This is a genomic window from Lederbergia graminis, assembly GCF_042655485.1.
GTDB lineage: Bacteria > Bacillota > Bacilli > Bacillales > Bacillaceae_C > Lederbergia > Lederbergia graminis.
The window spans coordinates 1-18006 of record NZ_JBHSMC010000026.1 but is presented as its reverse complement, the minus strand read 5'-3'; the positions used below and the strand labels follow the sequence as shown (position 1 = coordinate 18006).

Sequence of the window (18006 nt, the reverse complement as noted above, 5' to 3'; positions counted from 1 at the left end):
GTAGAGCATATGTATTTAAATATTCGTCAAATTGTGTCGAAAAAAACGGTGGCATAGGTATAAAGTTATTTTTACATGTATACCTTTTTCATTAAGACTGGTAATGTTTCCATGGACGTCACTACCTAACCGACGTAATGGGTGGATACTTCATCGGAATGGCATACTAATACTTTGCAAAAAACTTGTAATTGATTCCTCGGGACACGGGGTCAGAGAAAGTGTCCCACAATCAGCGTACGAAGTGGGACAAGGGACCTGACCCCATCATGTCCCGCAGAGTCTTTATCTAGTACTTAAGCCGCTTTTAATTATGGGTAACATCACATATCATCATGCTGAAGGATAAATAAATAATTATTTATTTGGTTGGATAGGCCAAATCGTTCGGAGGTGAAGAGTAAATGAAATTTTCAACAGCTAAGTGGATGGCGTTAATATTTGTAGCAATAGCTGTTATTTTTATTGGATTATATTTTTATTTGGATGCTCAGGATAGTATGATTCCACTTTTGCGTCTTCTAGTCAGACCTGTTGGGGCGGGAACGCTATTGTTTGCGGCCTTTATTATGCTGGCAAGCCTAATGGCACAAAGAAAAAAACAAGAGCAGATAACGATACAAAACTTTCTTGGTTCGTTTCTTATTCTCGTTTGTTTAATAGGAGTCAGGCTAATTGGGAATAGTTTGAAGTAACTTTTTCTATAATCTTAAAAGCAATCTTACATTAGTAAGAATACGTAGTAACTTTCCAATGCTGAGAACCTGTTCTTCGCTTTCCTTTTAGTCCTTTTTTTTGTAACTCCTTCGCGATAAGCATATTAAAAAAGCCGTGGCCTACTAGAACTACATATTCATATTCTTTTGCAACATTAATTAGTCTTTCGGCTGCATTTTTTGCTCTGATTCTTGCATCCCGTAGAGATTCACAACCACTTGAATATCCCATCAACCATAAGCATCTTAAAATTACAGTCCAACTAGCTGGACTTAATTTTAAGTTTGCTATTTTTGGATAAGCATTAGGCAATCCTGTTTCTCTAAACAAAGGGTCTGAGATTATTTTTTCATTGGCATTTAACAGCAGTGCTGATTCAATAGATCTCTTCAGGTCACTCGTTATGAAAATATTTGCTTTCTCTACTATTTCAATCGTTTCTGAATGATATGAAACCTCTTGTAGCACCCCAGCATTATCATAATCTGTAAGCCAATTATTATATTCGAATAAGGACATTTTTTCGTTGTTTGTAAGCATAGATCTTCCGTGTCTAATTAATGAGATTCTCATTATAAATCACCTTGAACCTATTCCATTATAAATCACCTTGAACCTATTCCATTATAAATCTACTATTTACTTTAATATAAGGGGATACCTCTCTTTAATCAACATAACATTTATATATCATAGAGGAGGAAGTGGAAGGGACGAGGGGGCAGTTTCCCTGTCCCGATAGGTTTAGGATGGGGAAATTGCCCCATTGTCGTGCTAGAAGTGCTGCATCTCTTTATAAGAGGTGCAGCTTTTTTACATGGATATTTGTATTTCGTGTGTAGAATGGCATGTTCATAAACTTAAATATTTATCAGATTGTGTCGAAAAAGATATTATAGGCATAAAATTATTTTTACATGTATACCTTTTTTATTAAGACTGGTAAGGTTGATAAGGTACATAAGTACTACAAAGGAGAAAAATTATGAAAGTAATGTTGTGGATAACGATTGCCTGTATATATACGATAATTGTAATTACAGGTGCTTTTGATATGATGGATTATTCAATTTATGAAAAATTTAGTGGAGATCTACATCCGACTGTTGAGGTAATGATGATTGGTATCGCATCACTAGCTGATACGGAAATACTTGCGTTATTATCGCTTACTACGGTTGTGATTTTGTGGATTGGTAAAAAGTTAAAATGGATCGTTAGTTATATTACCATCATGAGTTGTGGAGTTATTGTCACATTGATTTTAAAACTTGTAATTAAACGTGACCGTCCAGGTGAGGAAGTTAGTTTCATTGATTTTTGGGGCTGGGGCGAAGGCATCATTTCGTATAGTTATCCAAGTGGTCACGGAATTAAATCTCTATTATTCTTTATGTTCTGGATTATTTACTTGCAATATAATTACATGAAAACTCGTAAACTCCAAATAACAACATACGCTTTATTTCTCATCCCTATCCTAGTCGGCATCGCTCAAATAATGCTTGGCCGCCACTACATAACCGATGTCATAGGCGGATACCTCATCGGAATAGCCATCATCACATCCTGCACTGCAATTTTCGGTGCCACCTTTTTCGGTGCCAGGCACCCGAACAATTCGGGAACAATTCAGAAAATTTCTATTTGAAGTGCCACGCACCCAAACAATTAACAATAGTTTCGGTGCCTGGCACCCGCACAATTTAATCTACAATCCAAGGTTCTAGATGTTTGGTGCTGTCTTCTTTTGGATCGTAATCGATACAATATTGCGTATAGGCTTTTTTATTGTTGTGTGCTTCATGTGGCAATAAGGATGGTAGGTATTGCAGGTTGAGGAAAGGGAATGGTGGTTTCGTATTGTGGAAGTAGTATTGATATGAACTATGCGGGTAGTCTTCCATTGCTTTTACAATAGGGACTTTAGTTTCGATAGGATTGCGATGTATATAAGCACTCGCATTTAGTTGGCGGATTGGATTATTGATTTCTTTAGAGAAGTATCTATTTTCATAGATTTGTCCCGTATAATTATATTTTTTTCGAAAGTAGTCACTATATCTTTTATTGAGAATCGCCATTAGCTTTCCAAGAGGTACTTCATGAGAGCGAAGGAGAAGGTGATTGTGATTGGTCATAATACAAAAAGCGTATATTTCAAAATAATATTTTTCAAATACATACGTTAAGATCCGATAGTATTCCCTCACATCACGTGTTCCAGGAAAGATTTTCTGTCTATTATTTCCGCGCATCACAACATGATAATAGCCATCTGGATGCCATGTCCTTCTAGGTCTTGCCACAAAATCCCTCCTCTTTTGAGTGCCAGGCACTGATACAATTCCCAATATTCTAGGTGCCAGGCACCGGCACAATTAGTTTTCATTATCATAGTCAATACCTTTTATAGTGGCAAATAGCCAAAATCTAATTTTCCTCACTATATTCATAGAGAAAATGAAAATTTCTTAAGGGAAAATTACATTTTTAGTGCCAGGCACCGACACGATTATGAAAATTAACAAAAGTTCCGGTGCCAGGCACCCAAACAACTCCGAAACAATTCGGAATAGTTCCGGTGCCAGGCACCTTTCGTGTGCTAGGGTTCGTCCACAAAATTCTTGGGAGCTAATTAATAACGCAGTGGCATTTTCTTTTCGTATTTATTAATTTTTGAAGTGAAGCGTAGGGTCGTGATGTGTGGCCTTGTAATAGCACTACCTACGACAACAGCATGTGCACCTAGGTAAAGGCTTTGTATTGCTTCTTCAGGTGTATTGATTTTCCCTTCCATTAGAACTGGACCATATTCTTTACTAACATGAATGATTTCTGCTAGCATTTCGAAGTCAGGACTGTCGATAGACTTAGGTTGTTCATTAAATCTATATAGGGTAGGTGCTACTAGATCGGCTCCGCAATTCCATGCTAGTTTCGCTTCATCGGCATTACGAATATCTGCGAGTACTGTTATATCTGGAAATTCCTTTTTAATTAATTCTATAATTGTATATGCCTTTTCTCCTGTGGCATTTAAGCGGTTGGTAGCATCGACTGCTACAATATCTGCACCTGCTTGAATCACTTCTCTAACAGCATTCATATTTGGTGTGATGAATACAGGGCTCTTCCCATCATCAATTTTCCATAACCCAATAATTGGTATGTCCGTTATTTTTCTTACCGCTTGAATATCTTCTGGGGTATTGATTCTTAACCCCACTGCACCACCCCAAATAGCTGATTCTGCCATTTTGACGACAATACCGGGCATATAGATGGGATCTTGCTTTCTAGCCTGACAAGATACGATTAAACCTCCTTTAATTGACTCCAATAACTCTTGTTTTTTCATGAAATCACCTCATCTAGTGCCTGACACTATCAAAATCTAATGTTTACAATTTAGTGCCAGGCACCTGAAATAGCGAAAATTGGCTAGCGGTCTCCACAGAAGAAGGAGCTAGCCATTGAATTTACTTATTTACGTAATCTTTTGGATCCTTGGAGCTGGGGTGGATACATTCTTTTGTGTTCACTTTCCAATTTTCCTTAATCGCGATATGGCCAGTTAATAATGGATCGTTGGTTTTTTCTTGATAAGTTTTTAGTGTTTCACGCATTTCCTGCAGTATTGGTAGGTATGCAGGATCTTCTACTAGATTGTTTCGTTCTCCCACATCATAGTAAAGGTCATATAATGCCTCTTTCGGTTTTTCTTTCTCTCTTAGTTCATGTTCCAAATAGAAGTCTTTTGTTTTCGAAGCATCAATATTTGAAATGTTAATTTTTAAGAAGTCCTCGTCAAAGTAGCGTATATATTTGTAGCGCTTTGTTCTAATACTTCTAGCTGGTTCATAGGAAGTATGGAAATTAATTTCAGCAAATACTTCCTTGCGTACCTCAGATTTTGAATCGGTGAACACTTCCGCAAATGAGACCCCTTGTAGGTGTTTTGGTTTTTCCAAACCGATTAAATCACACAGTGTAGGGAAGATATCTACTTGTGAAACTAAGCTATCAACAACTGTTCCAGCAGTTGATTTGCCAGGTACCCGCATTATAAGTGAAACTGCAATGCCACTATCCGTTAAATTACACTTACTGAATGGGAATGCAACTCCGTGGTCTGTTGTAAAGATAATAATAGAATCATCGTATAATCCTGTTTCCTTAAGTGTATCGATTACGATTTTAAAAGAAGCGTCAAACCAGGTCGCTGAATTCAAGTAGTCTGCATAATCCTCCCGTGTTTCTTCGAGATCTGGGATTGGGAATGGAGGAGAGACATAGTTCGGATTAATCTCAGTAAGACCTTTTTTCGGGAATTTTCGATGAGTAGCAAACAAACCATACGATAAGAAAAAAGGTTTGTCTGTATTTTTATTTTTTAACCATTCCCTAATCCTTTGTGCATTTTGTAGATCCCATTCTACTAATTCTTCCTCTGTATAGTTTGTATTGACCGTTGTAATATTCTCGTCATATCCAATAATTTGTGCAGCTTCTTCATGGTCGAGGTAACTAGCAGCCTCATGTTGAATACCGCATAGGACCGTATGAAAACCATTCTCCTTTAAAAAGTGCACCATATGCTTGGAGTAATCATTTAATGTAAATCCTCTTTGCGCGAGTCCTAACATTCCGTTGCTATGCGGATACAAACCAGTCAATAGAGCTGCTCGACTAGGTGAGCAGGTGGGAGCTGCACAAAATGCATTCCGGAAGAGGACTGCATTTTGTGCAAACTCCTGGAGATTTGGCGTAGGAACATCATATCCATAGGGACTGAGAATTTTGCCGCTATCATGAGTATGAATATAAATAATGTTCTTTTTCATGTTTATATAACAAATCCTTTCGCTTCTCTTGAGGTGCTATATTTATAAAGTTTCAATATACTCATCGATGTCTGATTTGATGATATTTACTTTAGGACCATAGATAACTTGAATTGCATTTCCACGAACAACGGTATTGAGAGCCCCTGTTGCCTTCAATGCATCAGGATCAATTTTGTCAGGTTTCACGACACTTACTCGCAATCTAGTTGCACAGTTGTCGATATCCGTAATATTTTCCATTCCACCTAATGCCGCTATAATCGCAGCGGCTTGACCAGATTCGTATGTGCTCTGGATTTTCATTTCTTCTTCATTAATCGTCTCATCTCGACCAGGTGTTTTCGCATTTAGTTTCAATATCAATGTTTTGAATACAAAGTAGTAGACAATCGCTACAGGAATTCCTAAGAGGATTACCCATAAGTAACCTGTTTTCGCATTACCTTGGAAAACTCCAAATAGTAGAAACTCAATGACACCAGCGGAGAAGGTAGAACCAATCGTGATATTCATAACGGCCGCTAGTACAAACGCTAACGCGAAAAGTAAAGCTTCTGCTACAAAGAGAATTGGTGATGCGAATAGCAATGCAAATGAAATTGGTTCAGTTACCCCTGTAATAAACGATGTAAGTGCAATGGAAATTAGGAATCCCATCGTTGCCTTACGTTTTGGCCCTTTCGGAATTGCTTTATACATTGCAAAGGCGATGGCTGGCATACCAAACATCATATGGAAGTATCGACCACTATTAAATAGAGCTAGATTTTCAAAGAATTTTGTCGTATTTGGGTCAGAGAGTTGGGCTAGGAAGATGGTTTGGAAACCTTCATAGACGACGCCATTTACCTCCATGACTCCACCAGCTGCTGTTGTCCAAAATGGTAAGTAGAAGACGTGATGAAGTCCAAGTAAATATAGGGTGCGCAGCATGATACCATATAGAAATGCACCCACAACCCCTAAACCTGAAGCAACTTCTCCAAAGGCAGCAATCCCATTACCAATCATTGGCCAAATTACATACATAAGTGCCCCTACAAGAACAAATACGAATGTATTAACAATTGGCACAAAACGGGAGCCGCCAAAGAAGGCAAGGAATTCTGGTAATTTCGTTTTATAAAAGCGATTATGCACAAAGGCTGTCACAATCCCTGTCAAAATACCACCAAATACTCCCATTTGAAGGGTCAATACTCCAAATTGCATCCCTTGACCATATTGACGGGGGTCTGCATCAGCCGGAGCAATTGTCCCTGTTGCTTTTAATAAGGCATTGATGGTCAGGATTAATACAAAGTAACCAACAACTGCAGCAAGTGAGGCGGTACCTTTATCTCCTTTTACAAGACCAGAAGCAATTCCGACCGCAAAAATCAGTGGTAAAGCAGAGAACACTCCGTTACCAGCTGCGTTCATAATACTTAATATTGCTTGCAGCACCGTATTATCTAAAATTGGATATGCTTCGAGCACCGCTTGACCTGATAGAGCAGCTGAAATTCCTAAAAATAATCCAGCTACAGGTAAAATTGCAATTGGTAACAAAATAGCTTTCCCGAGTCTTTGACCAAAATCCATCCATTTATTAGGCTTTTTCGCCATACTTAACCCTCCCTTTACAATCCATGCTTTTATATAGGACTTATAGGAACTTCTTGTGTTTACTTTTTAGTAATCCAAATTGGAGAGGACCACGCAGTCGCGCCATCCCGTTGTGTAACTTTAATAAAATAAAAGCTTTTTTTCTCTTCTTGTTTTAAGTTAAATTTCCAGTTCACTTTATAGCCAGATTCGCTTGTTCCTTTTAATAGCCTTACTTTGTAAGCATTATGATAGAAAGGATCACTACGGTAATAATCCGTAAATCCAAATCGGTCTTTTAACAGTGCTTTTGCTTCTTCATACAATACAAATAGATCCGTATTATCTAGTAATTCAGCTACTTTCTTTTTATATGTGTTTCCATCAATTTCAAGTTCGACGGTAGAGTGGAGGGGAGCACGGATTTCAACAATAAATCCTTCTGTTAAGACTGGAGATGGCCCCATCCATTTACCCGTTTGTGTTGACTTATATGAAGTAAGTTCATATTCCAATTCTTTGTTTGTTAAAGATATAAGTTTTTGTCCAGGTGATGTCCAACATTTTTCTACAGATACAATTTCACCTTCTGTTTTTATTTTACCGTGCCATAGCTTGGAGGTAATATCAGGGAAAATTCGTGTATCTGGACCCCATCCGTGTTCTATTTTGAATTTAAAAGTTACGATTTGCTCAGAAGGCTGGTTTTCCCATTTTCCATTATGAACATAGGTTTTATAGACAATTCCATCCTTGATTAGTTCTATGCGCGATACAGCATCTCCAGCTTCCACTTGTACTTCGTGAGTAAACTCATCTTCTGTAGTTTCAAAAGACTCTCCCATACTATGACCATTAATTTCATAGTTTAGTAAAATCTTATTATGAGAAACTCCATACACTCTTCTTTTTATAAATGCATCCCAAATCTCTTCTTTACTGTTATTCTTTGCTAAGACAGCGGCATATCCATGGCCAAATGTAGCAGGTACTACATGGTTGTCACCAGAGGCGATAATTCCAATCTCATGTCCAGCTTTTAACCCATCCATGATAGAAGTGCCACCAGTTCTAGGTCCCATGTGTATATGACGGTTCATGTGGATATCGGTATAACCACTTTCTGAAGAACCATGTGATGAATATATTTCCGCGAATGGAGAGCGCTTACAATCATGAGTGGACCAATTTTTACCCCGATGCCCAAGTGAATAAGCTAGGTGATGAGGGATTGCTATTGCATCAGGTGGTAATAGCTCACATAATTCACGGTATCTCCTTGGATTATAGAAGTCACCATCTTCTTTAAAGAATACGTTATGGTCACCATCTAAACAGGCGCCTTGCCATTCATAGCCTAGGAAAACAGGGAAGTTTGCATCTTCTTGAAGACGTAAGAATTTCTTTATTTTTTCCCAATCATCCAAAACGGTTTCCATTGGATATATATCTTCTACTGGCATACCGGACTCGTGCTTTCTCATGTAATAAGGATAATATGCAATGGCCCAAAAATCCAAAAGTTCCTTTGCCTGTTGATACCAAGTATCTAAGTCTTCGACATGTTCGTGATGAACATTAGAATGAAGATCAGTAAATAAAATCTGATATTTAGATAGTTTCATATAATCACCCCTTTTGTGAGAGCCTTTACTTTATTATAGACAGATTGTTATACACTTTCAATATATTTGTATTAACAAATTTAAATTATGTTTAATACATTATGATTAATTATATTAATCTTTTCGCGATAATATGATTGAATATAAAAAACAACATGATCTCCTGAAAGGAGGCTTCATGTTGTTTAGGTTTACTTCGCTTTAATTACTTGGTATTGATAGCGTTCTGTGTTTAGAAGTAATTCTGTGTAGTCTAATATTGCGCCGTTGGATAGGTAGGTTGTATTCATAACTTTTAATATAGGCATTTCTGGGTCGATGCCAAAATAATCGACAATTTCGGAAGTGGGCATGATAGGAATGATAGCATGGTGAGAGTAATCGACAGTTGTTTCTTTATATTCTTCAGCATATTTGTATTTTGATCCTTTAAGTTTCTCATACGATAAATCTGGATACTCCGCAACATCCATATAAGAAATTTCATACATCATTGGCTCTCCATCTGCTTTCCTTAGACGTTCAAAATAATATACTGGTGCGTCCACTTTGATTTTGAGTTTTTTACTAATTCTTTCTGATGCGGTAATCACCTTGAAAACAAGAATGTCTGTTGTTACTTCTTTTCCTAACTCAGTCATTTCTTCTGAAAAACTCTTTACTTTTGTCGCCCTGCCAACAACAGACTGCTTAGCGACAAATGTACCACTCCCTTGATTTCGGACTAAATATCCTTTCGCCACTAAATTATTGGTAGCTTGCCTCACAGTAACACGACTAACATTATACTCGGCTGCTAGTTCTTGCTCTGTAGGAATTAACTGCCCGGTTACAAAATCACCATTATTAATCTTATTAAAAATATCATTCTCAATCATCTTATATTTAGCAATACGCTTCGGCTTTGTTCCCAACTCATTCCCTCCCTAGTCGAACTCGAAATTGGTTAACATATCATCTATAAATGTATTATACACCAAACATAAGCTGCAACTAAAGGTGCCAGGCACCCACACAACTCCGAAACAATTCCGAATAGTTCCGGTGCCAGGCACCCACACAACTCCGAAACAATTCCGAATAGTTCCGGTGCCAGGCACCCACACAACTCCGAAACAATTCCGAATAGTTCCGGTGCCAGGCACCCAAACAATAAAAATCAAAATACTTCCTCTAAGACAATATATTGTTATTTTAGTATAATAGTTAGGTTGGGACATCACGATGTAACAGAACATAAATGGGGGAGTAAGGATGAGGGGTAGATTAGTAGGTATTATTACATTATTATTTTTACTATTATCTAATTCCGTTGCGTTTGCGGATGGATATAAGAGTGTGGTAGACATGGAAGGAAATGAGTATGATCATTATTTCGATATGTTTGAATATGACACATTAGACGATGAATTGTGGGATATTCCATTATGGCCAGATGCTAGAGAACCGCACGATTTTTATAAGATTTTAGAAACTATTAAAAATGACGAGTATGATTTCACTGATTATTTATATACAGGTAACGATCATGGACATGTCAGTGAGGAATACCACGAAGGAAGAAATAGCCATAAATATGCTATTCGTGAAAAGAATATCAGTTTTGAAGTGTGGAGTAAGTATTTAGATGTAGGCAATGATAATTTTGGTGAAAAACAACAAGCAGCATTTTCTCGATTATATGATTATTCGAGAATTATGGAAGAAGCAGCATTAATTATGAGTCCGAGTACAATTGGACTTCATTTTACGGAATTTGAAGGAACAGTAGAGCAATTGCAATACCTTCAAGATATTCCAGCTTATCTTGAAGAATTAGAGTATGGAATTGAATTGTTAGAATGGGTACTAACGCTTGATGAAGATACAGTAGAAGACGGTTTAGGTACATGGCATCCTACTGTTCAAGATATGAAAATCTCCTTGGAGTACGCGAGAGATACGATGCAAGGAACGATGGACTTTTATGAGAGTATAAGCACACCTGAAGAAGAAGTAGTGATGGAAGTAAATGTAGACGAAGTAGCAGAAGATGTATTGGAATCAGAGGAAAAAGGAGAAACATCTATCTGGCTATACATTCTACCATCCTGTGCGGTCTTATTAATCTTAGGCTATTATTTATTTGCTAAGGTGTTAAAAAAATAAAACAAGAAAGATTCGGCACAGCATACGTGGCCGAATCTTTTTATTTTGTTTGGGTGCCAGGCACCCAAACAACACCGGGAAAATTCGGAATAGTCCCGGTGCCTGGCACCCTAACAATTGCAGTTACCCATGATATCTTCCTTTTGGAATTATTAACGGGGTGTGTGATATTGGATCCGCGATGACTAAACAATTCAAGTCGAATACTGTTTTTACTAGATCGCTAGTTAGAACGACGGTTGGGTGTCCTTCTGCGATGAGCTTTCCTTCTTTTACCGCGAAAATATGGTCTGCGTAGCGTGCGGCTAGGTTGATATCGTGTAGGACCATTACAATCGTTGTTCCGTATTCACGGTTTAAGTTTGTTAGTAGATCCAATATTTCTATTTGATAGGTGATATCTAAAAAGGTTGTCGGTTCATCTAGAAATAAAATATCAGTTTGTTGTGCGAGCGCCATGGCAATCCAGACGCGCTGCCGTTGCCCTCCGGATAGCTCGTCAATATCATGGTTAGCAAATTCCGTAATGTTCATAAACTCCATTGATTCTTCCACGGCTACATAATCTTTTTCCGTCCAACCGCCGAATAAAGATTGATGTGGAAATCTTCCTCTTCCAACTAAATCCGCAACCGTAATTCCGTCCGGGACGATTGGAGATTGGGGAAGAAGACCGAGAATACGTGCCAACTGCTTTGGAGGATATTTGTGGATTGCTTTCCCGTCGAGAGTAACATCTCCCTCCATAGGCATCATCAGTTTGGCCATTGTTTTTAAAAGCGTAGATTTCCCACAACCGTTTGCTCCAATAATGACACTTATCTTGTTTTTCGGTATTTCCAGGTCGATTCCTTGAATAATCGTCTTATGATCATAACCAGATACAAGTCCATTCACACGAAAATCATATGTGTTGTTCATTACCATTCTCCTTTTCGGTTTATTCGGATCAGTAAATAAATTAAATATGGTGCTCCGAGTATGCCCGTAATAACACCGACTGGGAATCGATATTCAAATGCAAACTGTCCTATTAAATCTGCAAATAACACGAGAATAGCACCTACTAAACCTGCTGGGAGAATATTTTTCGCACTACCACCAACGAGTCGATTCGCGATTGGCCCCGCTAAAAACGATACAAACGCTATCGGCCCAGTTGTCGCTGTTGCAATCGCAATCAAAAATACAGAGCTGACGATTAATATCATTCGAATTTTATCAGGAGTAGTACCGAGGGATGTTGCCATTTGATCCTCTAATTCGAGTATGCTTAACTGTTTACCAAGTAAGAGCATAAGAGGAGTCAATATCACTACGAATAAAACTAATGGAAGTACCTCATCCATTTTCGAGCCATTTAAACTACCACTTAACCAGCGAAGCGCACCGGCAATATCTTGCTGGGAACTTTTTAAAATCAAGTAGGAAATACCTGCATTCAACATCGCCTGCATACCAATTCCAATGATTATTAAGCGTCCAATCGAAAATGCCTGTTTACGAGATAAAAGATACATGATGATGACGGTCAATAATCCACCAATGATTGCTGCGATGGATACACCCGCATTACTCGAATGTAAAACCGTGATACAAAAGACCGCGGCAACACTTGATCCCGATGTTATACCTAAAATATTCGGATTTGCTAATGGGTTACGTAATATCGTTTGAAAAATATAACCGGCAACCCCGAAGGCAAATCCAGAAAATAAACCAGTAATCATGCGGGGAAGGCGAATCGTATTAACAGCAAAATGAACCCCACCAGTTGCGTCTCCTATCAATGCACGGATAACTACATCCACAGGATAAATCGTATTTCCTAATAAAAGCATCGCAAAACAAAGAATAACAGTTACTACCAATAATAGAGAGGATATAATAATCCAACGTTTTTTTCTTTTTCGCATACCATCTATTATGAAGTTAGAGTGATTTTTCATAATGACCTCACCTTCGTTTTCTTCGCTAGTAAGATGAGGATTGGTGCACCAATAAACGCTGTGACGATACCTACCTCTAATTCTCCAGGACTGCCTAATAATCTCCCGAAGACATCCGAAAGTGTTAAAATGATTGCCCCTGCTAAAGCGGACATTGGAATTAAAAAGCGTAAGTCTGGGCCAATGACTAAGCGCATTGCATGTGTTGCTAAAAGTCCAATAAATCCAATCGGGCCAGCTAACGCAGTCGTTACTCCGCATAAAATAACTCCTGCACTAATCGCCAATACACGTATCACACCAGGCCGTACGCCAAGTCCAGTTGCAACATCATCCCCTAATGCTAATGCATTTAAAGCTGGCCCTGATATGAACGCAATCACTAAGCCAAATAATAAAAAGGGAATGAAGATTAGGATGGAATCCCATGAACCGGAACCGACACTACCAACTTGCCAAAATCTAAATTGGTCCATTGTATATGCACTCGGAATCATGATCGCTGTTACGAGTGAAGAAAGAGCTGCAGTAGTTGCAGCTCCTGCTAAGACTAGTTTTATAGGCGTAGCCCCACCATTTCCAATCGAACCAATGCCAAATACGAATACCGCTGTTACTGCAGATCCTATTAAAGCTAGCGAAATATATTGACCAGCAGTCGTTATTTGAAAAAATGTAATCCCACTAACTACAAACAGCGCTGCACCTGTATTAACTCCTAAAATACTAGGATCTGCTAAAGGGTTACGTGTTACAGTTTGCATGAGTACACCCGCAATCGCTAAAGCCAACCCACAGCATAAGCTGAAAATCGTCCTAGATATTCTTTTTTGAACGATGTTAGCACCATAGGAATCTAGGTTTTGATAAAACAAACCATCCATGAACTCTTGGAAACTAACCATTTTCGCACCTAATGCTAGCGAGGCAATGATGGTAATGATTAATAGGATCATTCCTATTAGTAAAATTAGTGGGAAGTGCCTTGGTACATGGAAATCCACTTGCTTTTTTTCAGTGGGGAGGGCTTTAGTTTTCAATTTTATCAATCGCTCCACCGATTAGTTCTAAATATTCATCGATTGTATATGCAATGGAAAGTGGGTTTGGAGTTCCCGCAGCTACTAATGGTGTGTCACTTGTAATAAACGCCACAGAGCCTCTTTCGATTGCTGGAATTTTCCCAAGTAGTGAATCAGCTTTAATTGTTTCCAGGAGTGCATCGTCTCCATATCCTACAATTAAATCAGCATCCATCAATGCTTCTGCATTTTCAGCACTCAATTTTAAAGAGTAACTATTTGGATCAGTAATTAACTCCGTAACACTTTCAGGATACGTCATCCCTAACTCTGCTAGAAACGCTACACGTGCATCAATTGGTGTATAAATGTGTAATTGAGATAAATCATTCGCTGAAAAATTCACCCACACTACCTTTTTGCCTACGATTTGAGGGTATGCACTTAATTTTTCTGCAATTAATTTCTCTATGTCTTTAATAAGCTGTTCGCCTTCTTCTTTCATGCCCATGCCTGTAGCATTGAACTCGACCTGCTCGCGCCATGTTGTTGTCCATGGTGCATTCGGGTAGGCAACAACCGGTGCAATTTGAGTTAATGTTTCGTAATCCTCTGCTGTAATACCTGAATACGAAGCAAGAATAACGTCTGGATTTGCATCCGCAATTGCTTCAAAATCTAAGCCATCTGTATCTTGGAAGACGTTCGGATTTGTTACACCTAGTTCATCTAACTTCTCTTTCGTCCACGGTAATAATCCACTATCATCTTGTACACCAAAGTTCGCAGCAGAGAAACCAACAGGGACAACCCCTAGCGCTAATGCGACATCATGGTTTGCCCATTGAATAGTAACGATTCGTTCTGGTTTGCTTTCGATCACTGCCTCGCCTAAAGCATGCTTAATGGTAATTGGATATGCACCATCTGTTTCGGTGGAAGATGATGAATTATTTTGTTCGCCTTCCTCTTTTGAAGCTTCACTAGAGCAGCCTACTAATGCAAAAATGGCCACCATTGCTAGCGTTAACATTAGGATGTATGATTTTTGTTTTTTCATATGTAACCCTTCCTCTCCGCTTGGGAATTTTTTTAAGTCTTGGAATATACTTTTTTCAAAAGTTCATTGTTTTTCTCTATGAATTTATCATTATGGGAAGATACCATCGCATACTCGTTGGCATCTGGATCGATATATAATTTCGCGTTATTGACAGCCAACACAGCATCTTGGAAAGTGCCGACGATTAAGCCAACTTTGTCATCGTACGAGATAATATCACCCGCACCGAATATACCGGGAACGGAAGTCATGCATCGACCTTGGCTCACGAGATAGTAATCATTTTTGCGAAGTGGTTGTATATTATCAGCGAAAGTTAAAGATGCTTCACGTTGATAGCCATGACTTATTAATACTTCATCGACCGGTATGGCATATATGTCTTCATTTTGCGAGATTATTACTTGTTCAATCATGTCACTATCATTTGATAAAAAGGACTTGATTTCCGCATGGAGCATTATTTGCACTCCATGTTCTTTCAGCTTTTCTACCTGTGCCTCGTGTGCAGTTAACTGCTCCTTCCGATAAATGACAATGACATCCTTTGTAACGGATAAAAGTTCAACTGCCCAATCAATCGCACTGTTACCGCCACCAGAAATGAGGACGGTCTTATGGCGGAAGCGTTGCATATCTAAAATCGTATAATGCAAATTTGTCTTTTCATATTTTTCACTGTCTTCGATTTCGAGTTTAAGAGGATGTAAAATCCCACCACCAACTGCACAAATGATTGTTTTGGAATAATGAACTTCACCACAATCAGTTGAAATAACAAAGAAGTTATCCTGCTTCTGTATTTGTTCCACTTTCGTATTTAAACAAATCGTCGGTGAAAAAATACTTGCTTGCTCCACTAAATTTTGAACAAATTGGCGCCCCTGCAATGGAGGCAGGCCACCAACATCCCAAATAACCTTTTCAGGATACGTGTTTACTTTTCCACCGAGAACGGGTTGCACCTCGATGATCTTCGTTTTCATATTTCGCAAACCACTATAAAAAGCACTATATAAACCAGCAGGTCCACCGCCAATAATCGTTACATCAAAAACCTCCATACAATCCCTCCCTTCATAACGATATGCATTATCAATGATTATCATTCTCAACAAAAACCATTATACTGATAATGATTCTCAATATCAATGATTATTTTGAAAATTTTTTATTAGAAGGAACTTGGGAAGTGAAAACTAGTATTGAAGCTTTTTTAATATAGATGAAGGGGAGGAAGAGCGAGTATTTTTTTCTAGAAAAAAAACCACCCTATGCTGTCACAAGCAAAAGGGTGGTCAACCATCACCTTGAAGGTAGAGGTTGCTGGGAGAAACAGTATTAGTTAAAAGTACAATCAACTTGCATAGACATCAAAGTATAGGTAGCGGTGTCCCTTATCCTATTATTTTACAAAGTGACAAATATCAAGAATGCTGTTGCCGTTTTCATCTGGTTGAGTAAAGCGAGGATTCCCGTAGCGTTCAAAGAACCATAATGCACCTTCTTCATCCGTCACTACTTCAAAACCATCAGCTCGAAGCTTTTGAGCGCATGTATCTTCAATACCAAATAATTCGGATTCTTTCCCTTGGAGCCAACAAACACCTAAATTAGAGGCAGGAAAGTCAATGGATTCAAAGCCCTCAGGCACTGTAGTTCCTTCAGGAAGAAACATTCCGATCCAATATTCAAACTTTTCTCCTGCTTTCCAGCGCATTAAACCGATAGAAGCATCGTAATCTTCATATGCTTGCCTAAAATCTTCTGTTATAGGTGGAAGTTTTTCAAAACGCCCAGTTTCAATCCATTCATGCCACTTTGCACCAAATGATCCATTCACTCGATCTTCATCACCATACTTCATACCGATAAAACGCGTAGAAGGCATTGATTGTTTATACGTGTTCACTATTGCAACCATTTTTTAAAAACCTCCTTATTGTTTTGTTCTTGGCTCCATTATACAACCTTACTTGTCCATTTGGTACTAGAATTAGAAATGTTTACCATTTTTCAAAGCGTGCAAAAGTTTTATAGAAAAAACCCGTCATCTTTTTTCATCTATATGAAAAATAAGAAAGATGGGGTGTTATGATGGAGTGGAGTTACATACATCGTTGATTTAAAGTTGAGTAATAGATAAAGGGGCAGGAACCTCGATTTATGGGGGGGTAGATATGAAAATAGAAAAACTATATGAAGTAGATTTGTATAAACCGATTGAAGCATATTTTTTGGAAAAAGGATATGAGGTGTATGGAGAGGTAGATGACTGTGATATCGCGGCCGTAAAAGAGGATGAATTAGTACTCGTAGAAATGAAACTTCAATTGACGATAAAGCTTTTAATACAAGCCGCAAAAAGACAGCGCTTATCAGATTTCGTTTATATCGCGATTCCGAAACCGAAATTTAGCTTGTTCTCAAAGAAATGGAAGGACATTTGTTATTTAATAAGAAGACTAGAATTAGGATTAATCATTGTTTCTTTCAGCGGCAAGAAGCCTCATATGGAGGTGAAAATTCAACCTTCTCGTTTTGATCGGGAGAAAAGTATGCAACAAAGTAAGAAGAAGCGTGAATCATTGTTGAAAGAATTGAAGGGGCGTAAAGGGGGACACAATATCGGTGGCAGCCATCAAACGAAAATCATGACTGCTTATAAAGAGAATTGTATTCATATTGCATGCTGCTTACTACAATTTGGACCGCTATCCCCAAAGCAACTTCGAGAAATGGGAACAGGAGAAAAGACACTTTCCATCTTAAACAAAAACTACTATAAATGGTTTGAACGAACCAGCAGGGGCATATACATCATCAGCGAAAAAGGCAAAAAAGAAATACAAGAATACCCAGAAATTGTGAAGTACTACAGTGAGGTGCGGTGACAATAGTGGTGGACCCGGTAGTCCTGGTGCCTGGCAGCCCTGGTGCCCACTAGCGTTGCATAGATTGAAATAAATTGAATGAATAGATAATTTTTCCATTTGACTTTTCGGATTAGAATAAAAAACGAGGATCTGGTTCTAAGATGAATCA

General features: G+C 38.3%; 17 protein-coding genes. 4 read left to right on the top strand and 13 right to left on the bottom strand.

The annotated features are described in order from the left end of the window. Positions 1–404 precede the first annotated feature (404 nt). Positions 405–695, top strand: a complete 291-nt coding sequence (locus ACFPM4_RS16925; protein ID WP_382354374.1) for a hypothetical protein — start codon at positions 405–407, stop codon at positions 693–695. Between the two features lie 31 nt (positions 696–726). On the opposite strand, the gene ACFPM4_RS16920 is transcribed toward ACFPM4_RS16925, so the two are convergent. Then, positions 727–1290 carry a histidine phosphatase family protein gene (locus ACFPM4_RS16920; RefSeq protein WP_382354371.1) on the bottom strand — a complete coding sequence of 188 codons (564 nt, stop codon included), beginning with the start codon at positions 1288–1290 and terminating at the stop codon, positions 727–729. Positions 1291–1702: 412 nt separating this feature from the next. On the opposite strand from ACFPM4_RS16920, the gene ACFPM4_RS16915 reads away from it, so the two are divergent. Beyond that, positions 1703–2368, top strand: a complete 666-nt coding sequence (locus tag ACFPM4_RS16915) for a phosphatase PAP2 family protein (protein ID WP_382354368.1) — start codon at positions 1703–1705, stop codon at positions 2366–2368. Between the two features lie 55 nt (positions 2369–2423). On the opposite strand, the gene ACFPM4_RS16910 is transcribed toward ACFPM4_RS16915, so the two are convergent. From ACFPM4_RS16910 to ACFPM4_RS16885, 6 genes are all read right to left on the bottom strand, one after another. Further along, the gene (locus tag ACFPM4_RS16910; protein ID WP_382354365.1) at positions 2424–3026 is read right to left on the bottom strand and encodes a transposase; all 603 of its coding nucleotides are present in this window, start codon (positions 3024–3026) and stop codon (positions 2424–2426) included. 329 nt (positions 3027–3355) lie between these two features. Continuing rightward, a complete protein-coding gene (locus ACFPM4_RS16905; RefSeq protein WP_382354362.1) occupies positions 3356–4078 on the bottom strand; it encodes an N-acetylmannosamine-6-phosphate 2-epimerase in 723 nt (240 codons plus the stop codon). A 121-nt stretch (positions 4079–4199) separates the two neighbouring features. Next, a complete protein-coding gene (locus tag ACFPM4_RS16900) occupies positions 4200–5564 on the bottom strand; it encodes a sulfatase family protein (protein ID WP_382354359.1) in 1365 nt (454 codons plus the stop codon). A 42-nt stretch (positions 5565–5606) separates the two neighbouring features. Beyond that, positions 5607–7175 carry a PTS transporter subunit EIIC gene (locus ACFPM4_RS16895; RefSeq protein ID WP_382354356.1) on the bottom strand — a complete coding sequence of 523 codons (1569 nt, stop codon included), beginning with the start codon at positions 7173–7175 and terminating at the stop codon, positions 5607–5609. A 59-nt stretch (positions 7176–7234) separates the two neighbouring features. Then, a complete protein-coding gene (locus tag ACFPM4_RS16890; protein WP_382354353.1) occupies positions 7235–8779 on the bottom strand; it encodes a PHP domain-containing protein in 1545 nt (514 codons plus the stop codon). 191 nt (positions 8780–8970) lie between these two features. After that, complete coding sequence (locus ACFPM4_RS16885) at positions 8971–9693, bottom strand: GntR family transcriptional regulator (protein WP_382354350.1); 723 nt, start codon at positions 9691–9693, stop codon at positions 8971–8973. Positions 9694–10033: 340 nt separating this feature from the next. Here ACFPM4_RS16885 and ACFPM4_RS16880 point away from each other — a divergent pair, with 340 nt between their 5' ends. Continuing rightward, positions 10034–10927, top strand: a complete 894-nt coding sequence (locus ACFPM4_RS16880) for a hypothetical protein (protein WP_382354347.1) — start codon at positions 10034–10036, stop codon at positions 10925–10927. Positions 10928–11050: 123 nt separating this feature from the next. Here ACFPM4_RS16880 and ACFPM4_RS16875 read toward each other — a convergent pair whose 3' ends face one another. The 6 genes from ACFPM4_RS16875 to ACFPM4_RS16850 all read right to left on the bottom strand — a co-directional run bounded on the left by ACFPM4_RS16875 (position 11051) and on the right by ACFPM4_RS16850 (position 16885). Beyond that, entirely contained in the window at positions 11051–11848 is a 798-nt protein-coding gene (locus ACFPM4_RS16875) for an ABC transporter ATP-binding protein (RefSeq protein ID WP_382354344.1), read from the bottom strand. Beyond that, positions 11848–12876, bottom strand: a complete 1029-nt coding sequence (locus ACFPM4_RS16870) for a FecCD family ABC transporter permease (protein WP_382354341.1) — start codon at positions 12874–12876, stop codon at positions 11848–11850. The genes ACFPM4_RS16875 and ACFPM4_RS16870 overlap by 1 nt, the downstream gene beginning before the upstream one ends. After that, complete coding sequence (locus ACFPM4_RS16865) at positions 12873–13916, bottom strand: FecCD family ABC transporter permease (RefSeq protein WP_382354338.1); 1044 nt, start codon at positions 13914–13916, stop codon at positions 12873–12875. The genes ACFPM4_RS16870 and ACFPM4_RS16865 overlap by 4 nt, the downstream gene beginning before the upstream one ends. After that, the gene (locus ACFPM4_RS16860) at positions 13906–14958 is read right to left on the bottom strand and encodes an iron-siderophore ABC transporter substrate-binding protein (RefSeq protein WP_382354335.1); all 1053 of its coding nucleotides are present in this window, start codon (positions 14956–14958) and stop codon (positions 13906–13908) included. Before ACFPM4_RS16860 ends, ACFPM4_RS16865 begins: the two co-directional genes overlap by 11 nt. A 32-nt stretch (positions 14959–14990) precedes the next feature. After that, positions 14991–16025: an NAD(P)/FAD-dependent oxidoreductase gene (locus ACFPM4_RS16855; protein WP_382354332.1), complete on the bottom strand. Its 1035-nt coding sequence runs from the start codon at positions 16023–16025 to the stop codon at positions 14991–14993. 341 nt (positions 16026–16366) lie between these two features. Beyond that, complete coding sequence (locus ACFPM4_RS16850) at positions 16367–16885, bottom strand: AraC family transcriptional regulator (RefSeq protein WP_382354329.1); 519 nt, start codon at positions 16883–16885, stop codon at positions 16367–16369. 256 nt (positions 16886–17141) lie between these two features. On the opposite strand from ACFPM4_RS16850, the gene ACFPM4_RS16845 reads away from it, so the two are divergent. Next, positions 17142–17855, top strand: coding sequence for a DUF2161 domain-containing phosphodiesterase (locus tag ACFPM4_RS16845; RefSeq protein ID WP_382354326.1), 714 nt, complete (start codon positions 17142–17144; stop codon positions 17853–17855). Positions 17856–18006 lie beyond the last annotated feature (151 nt).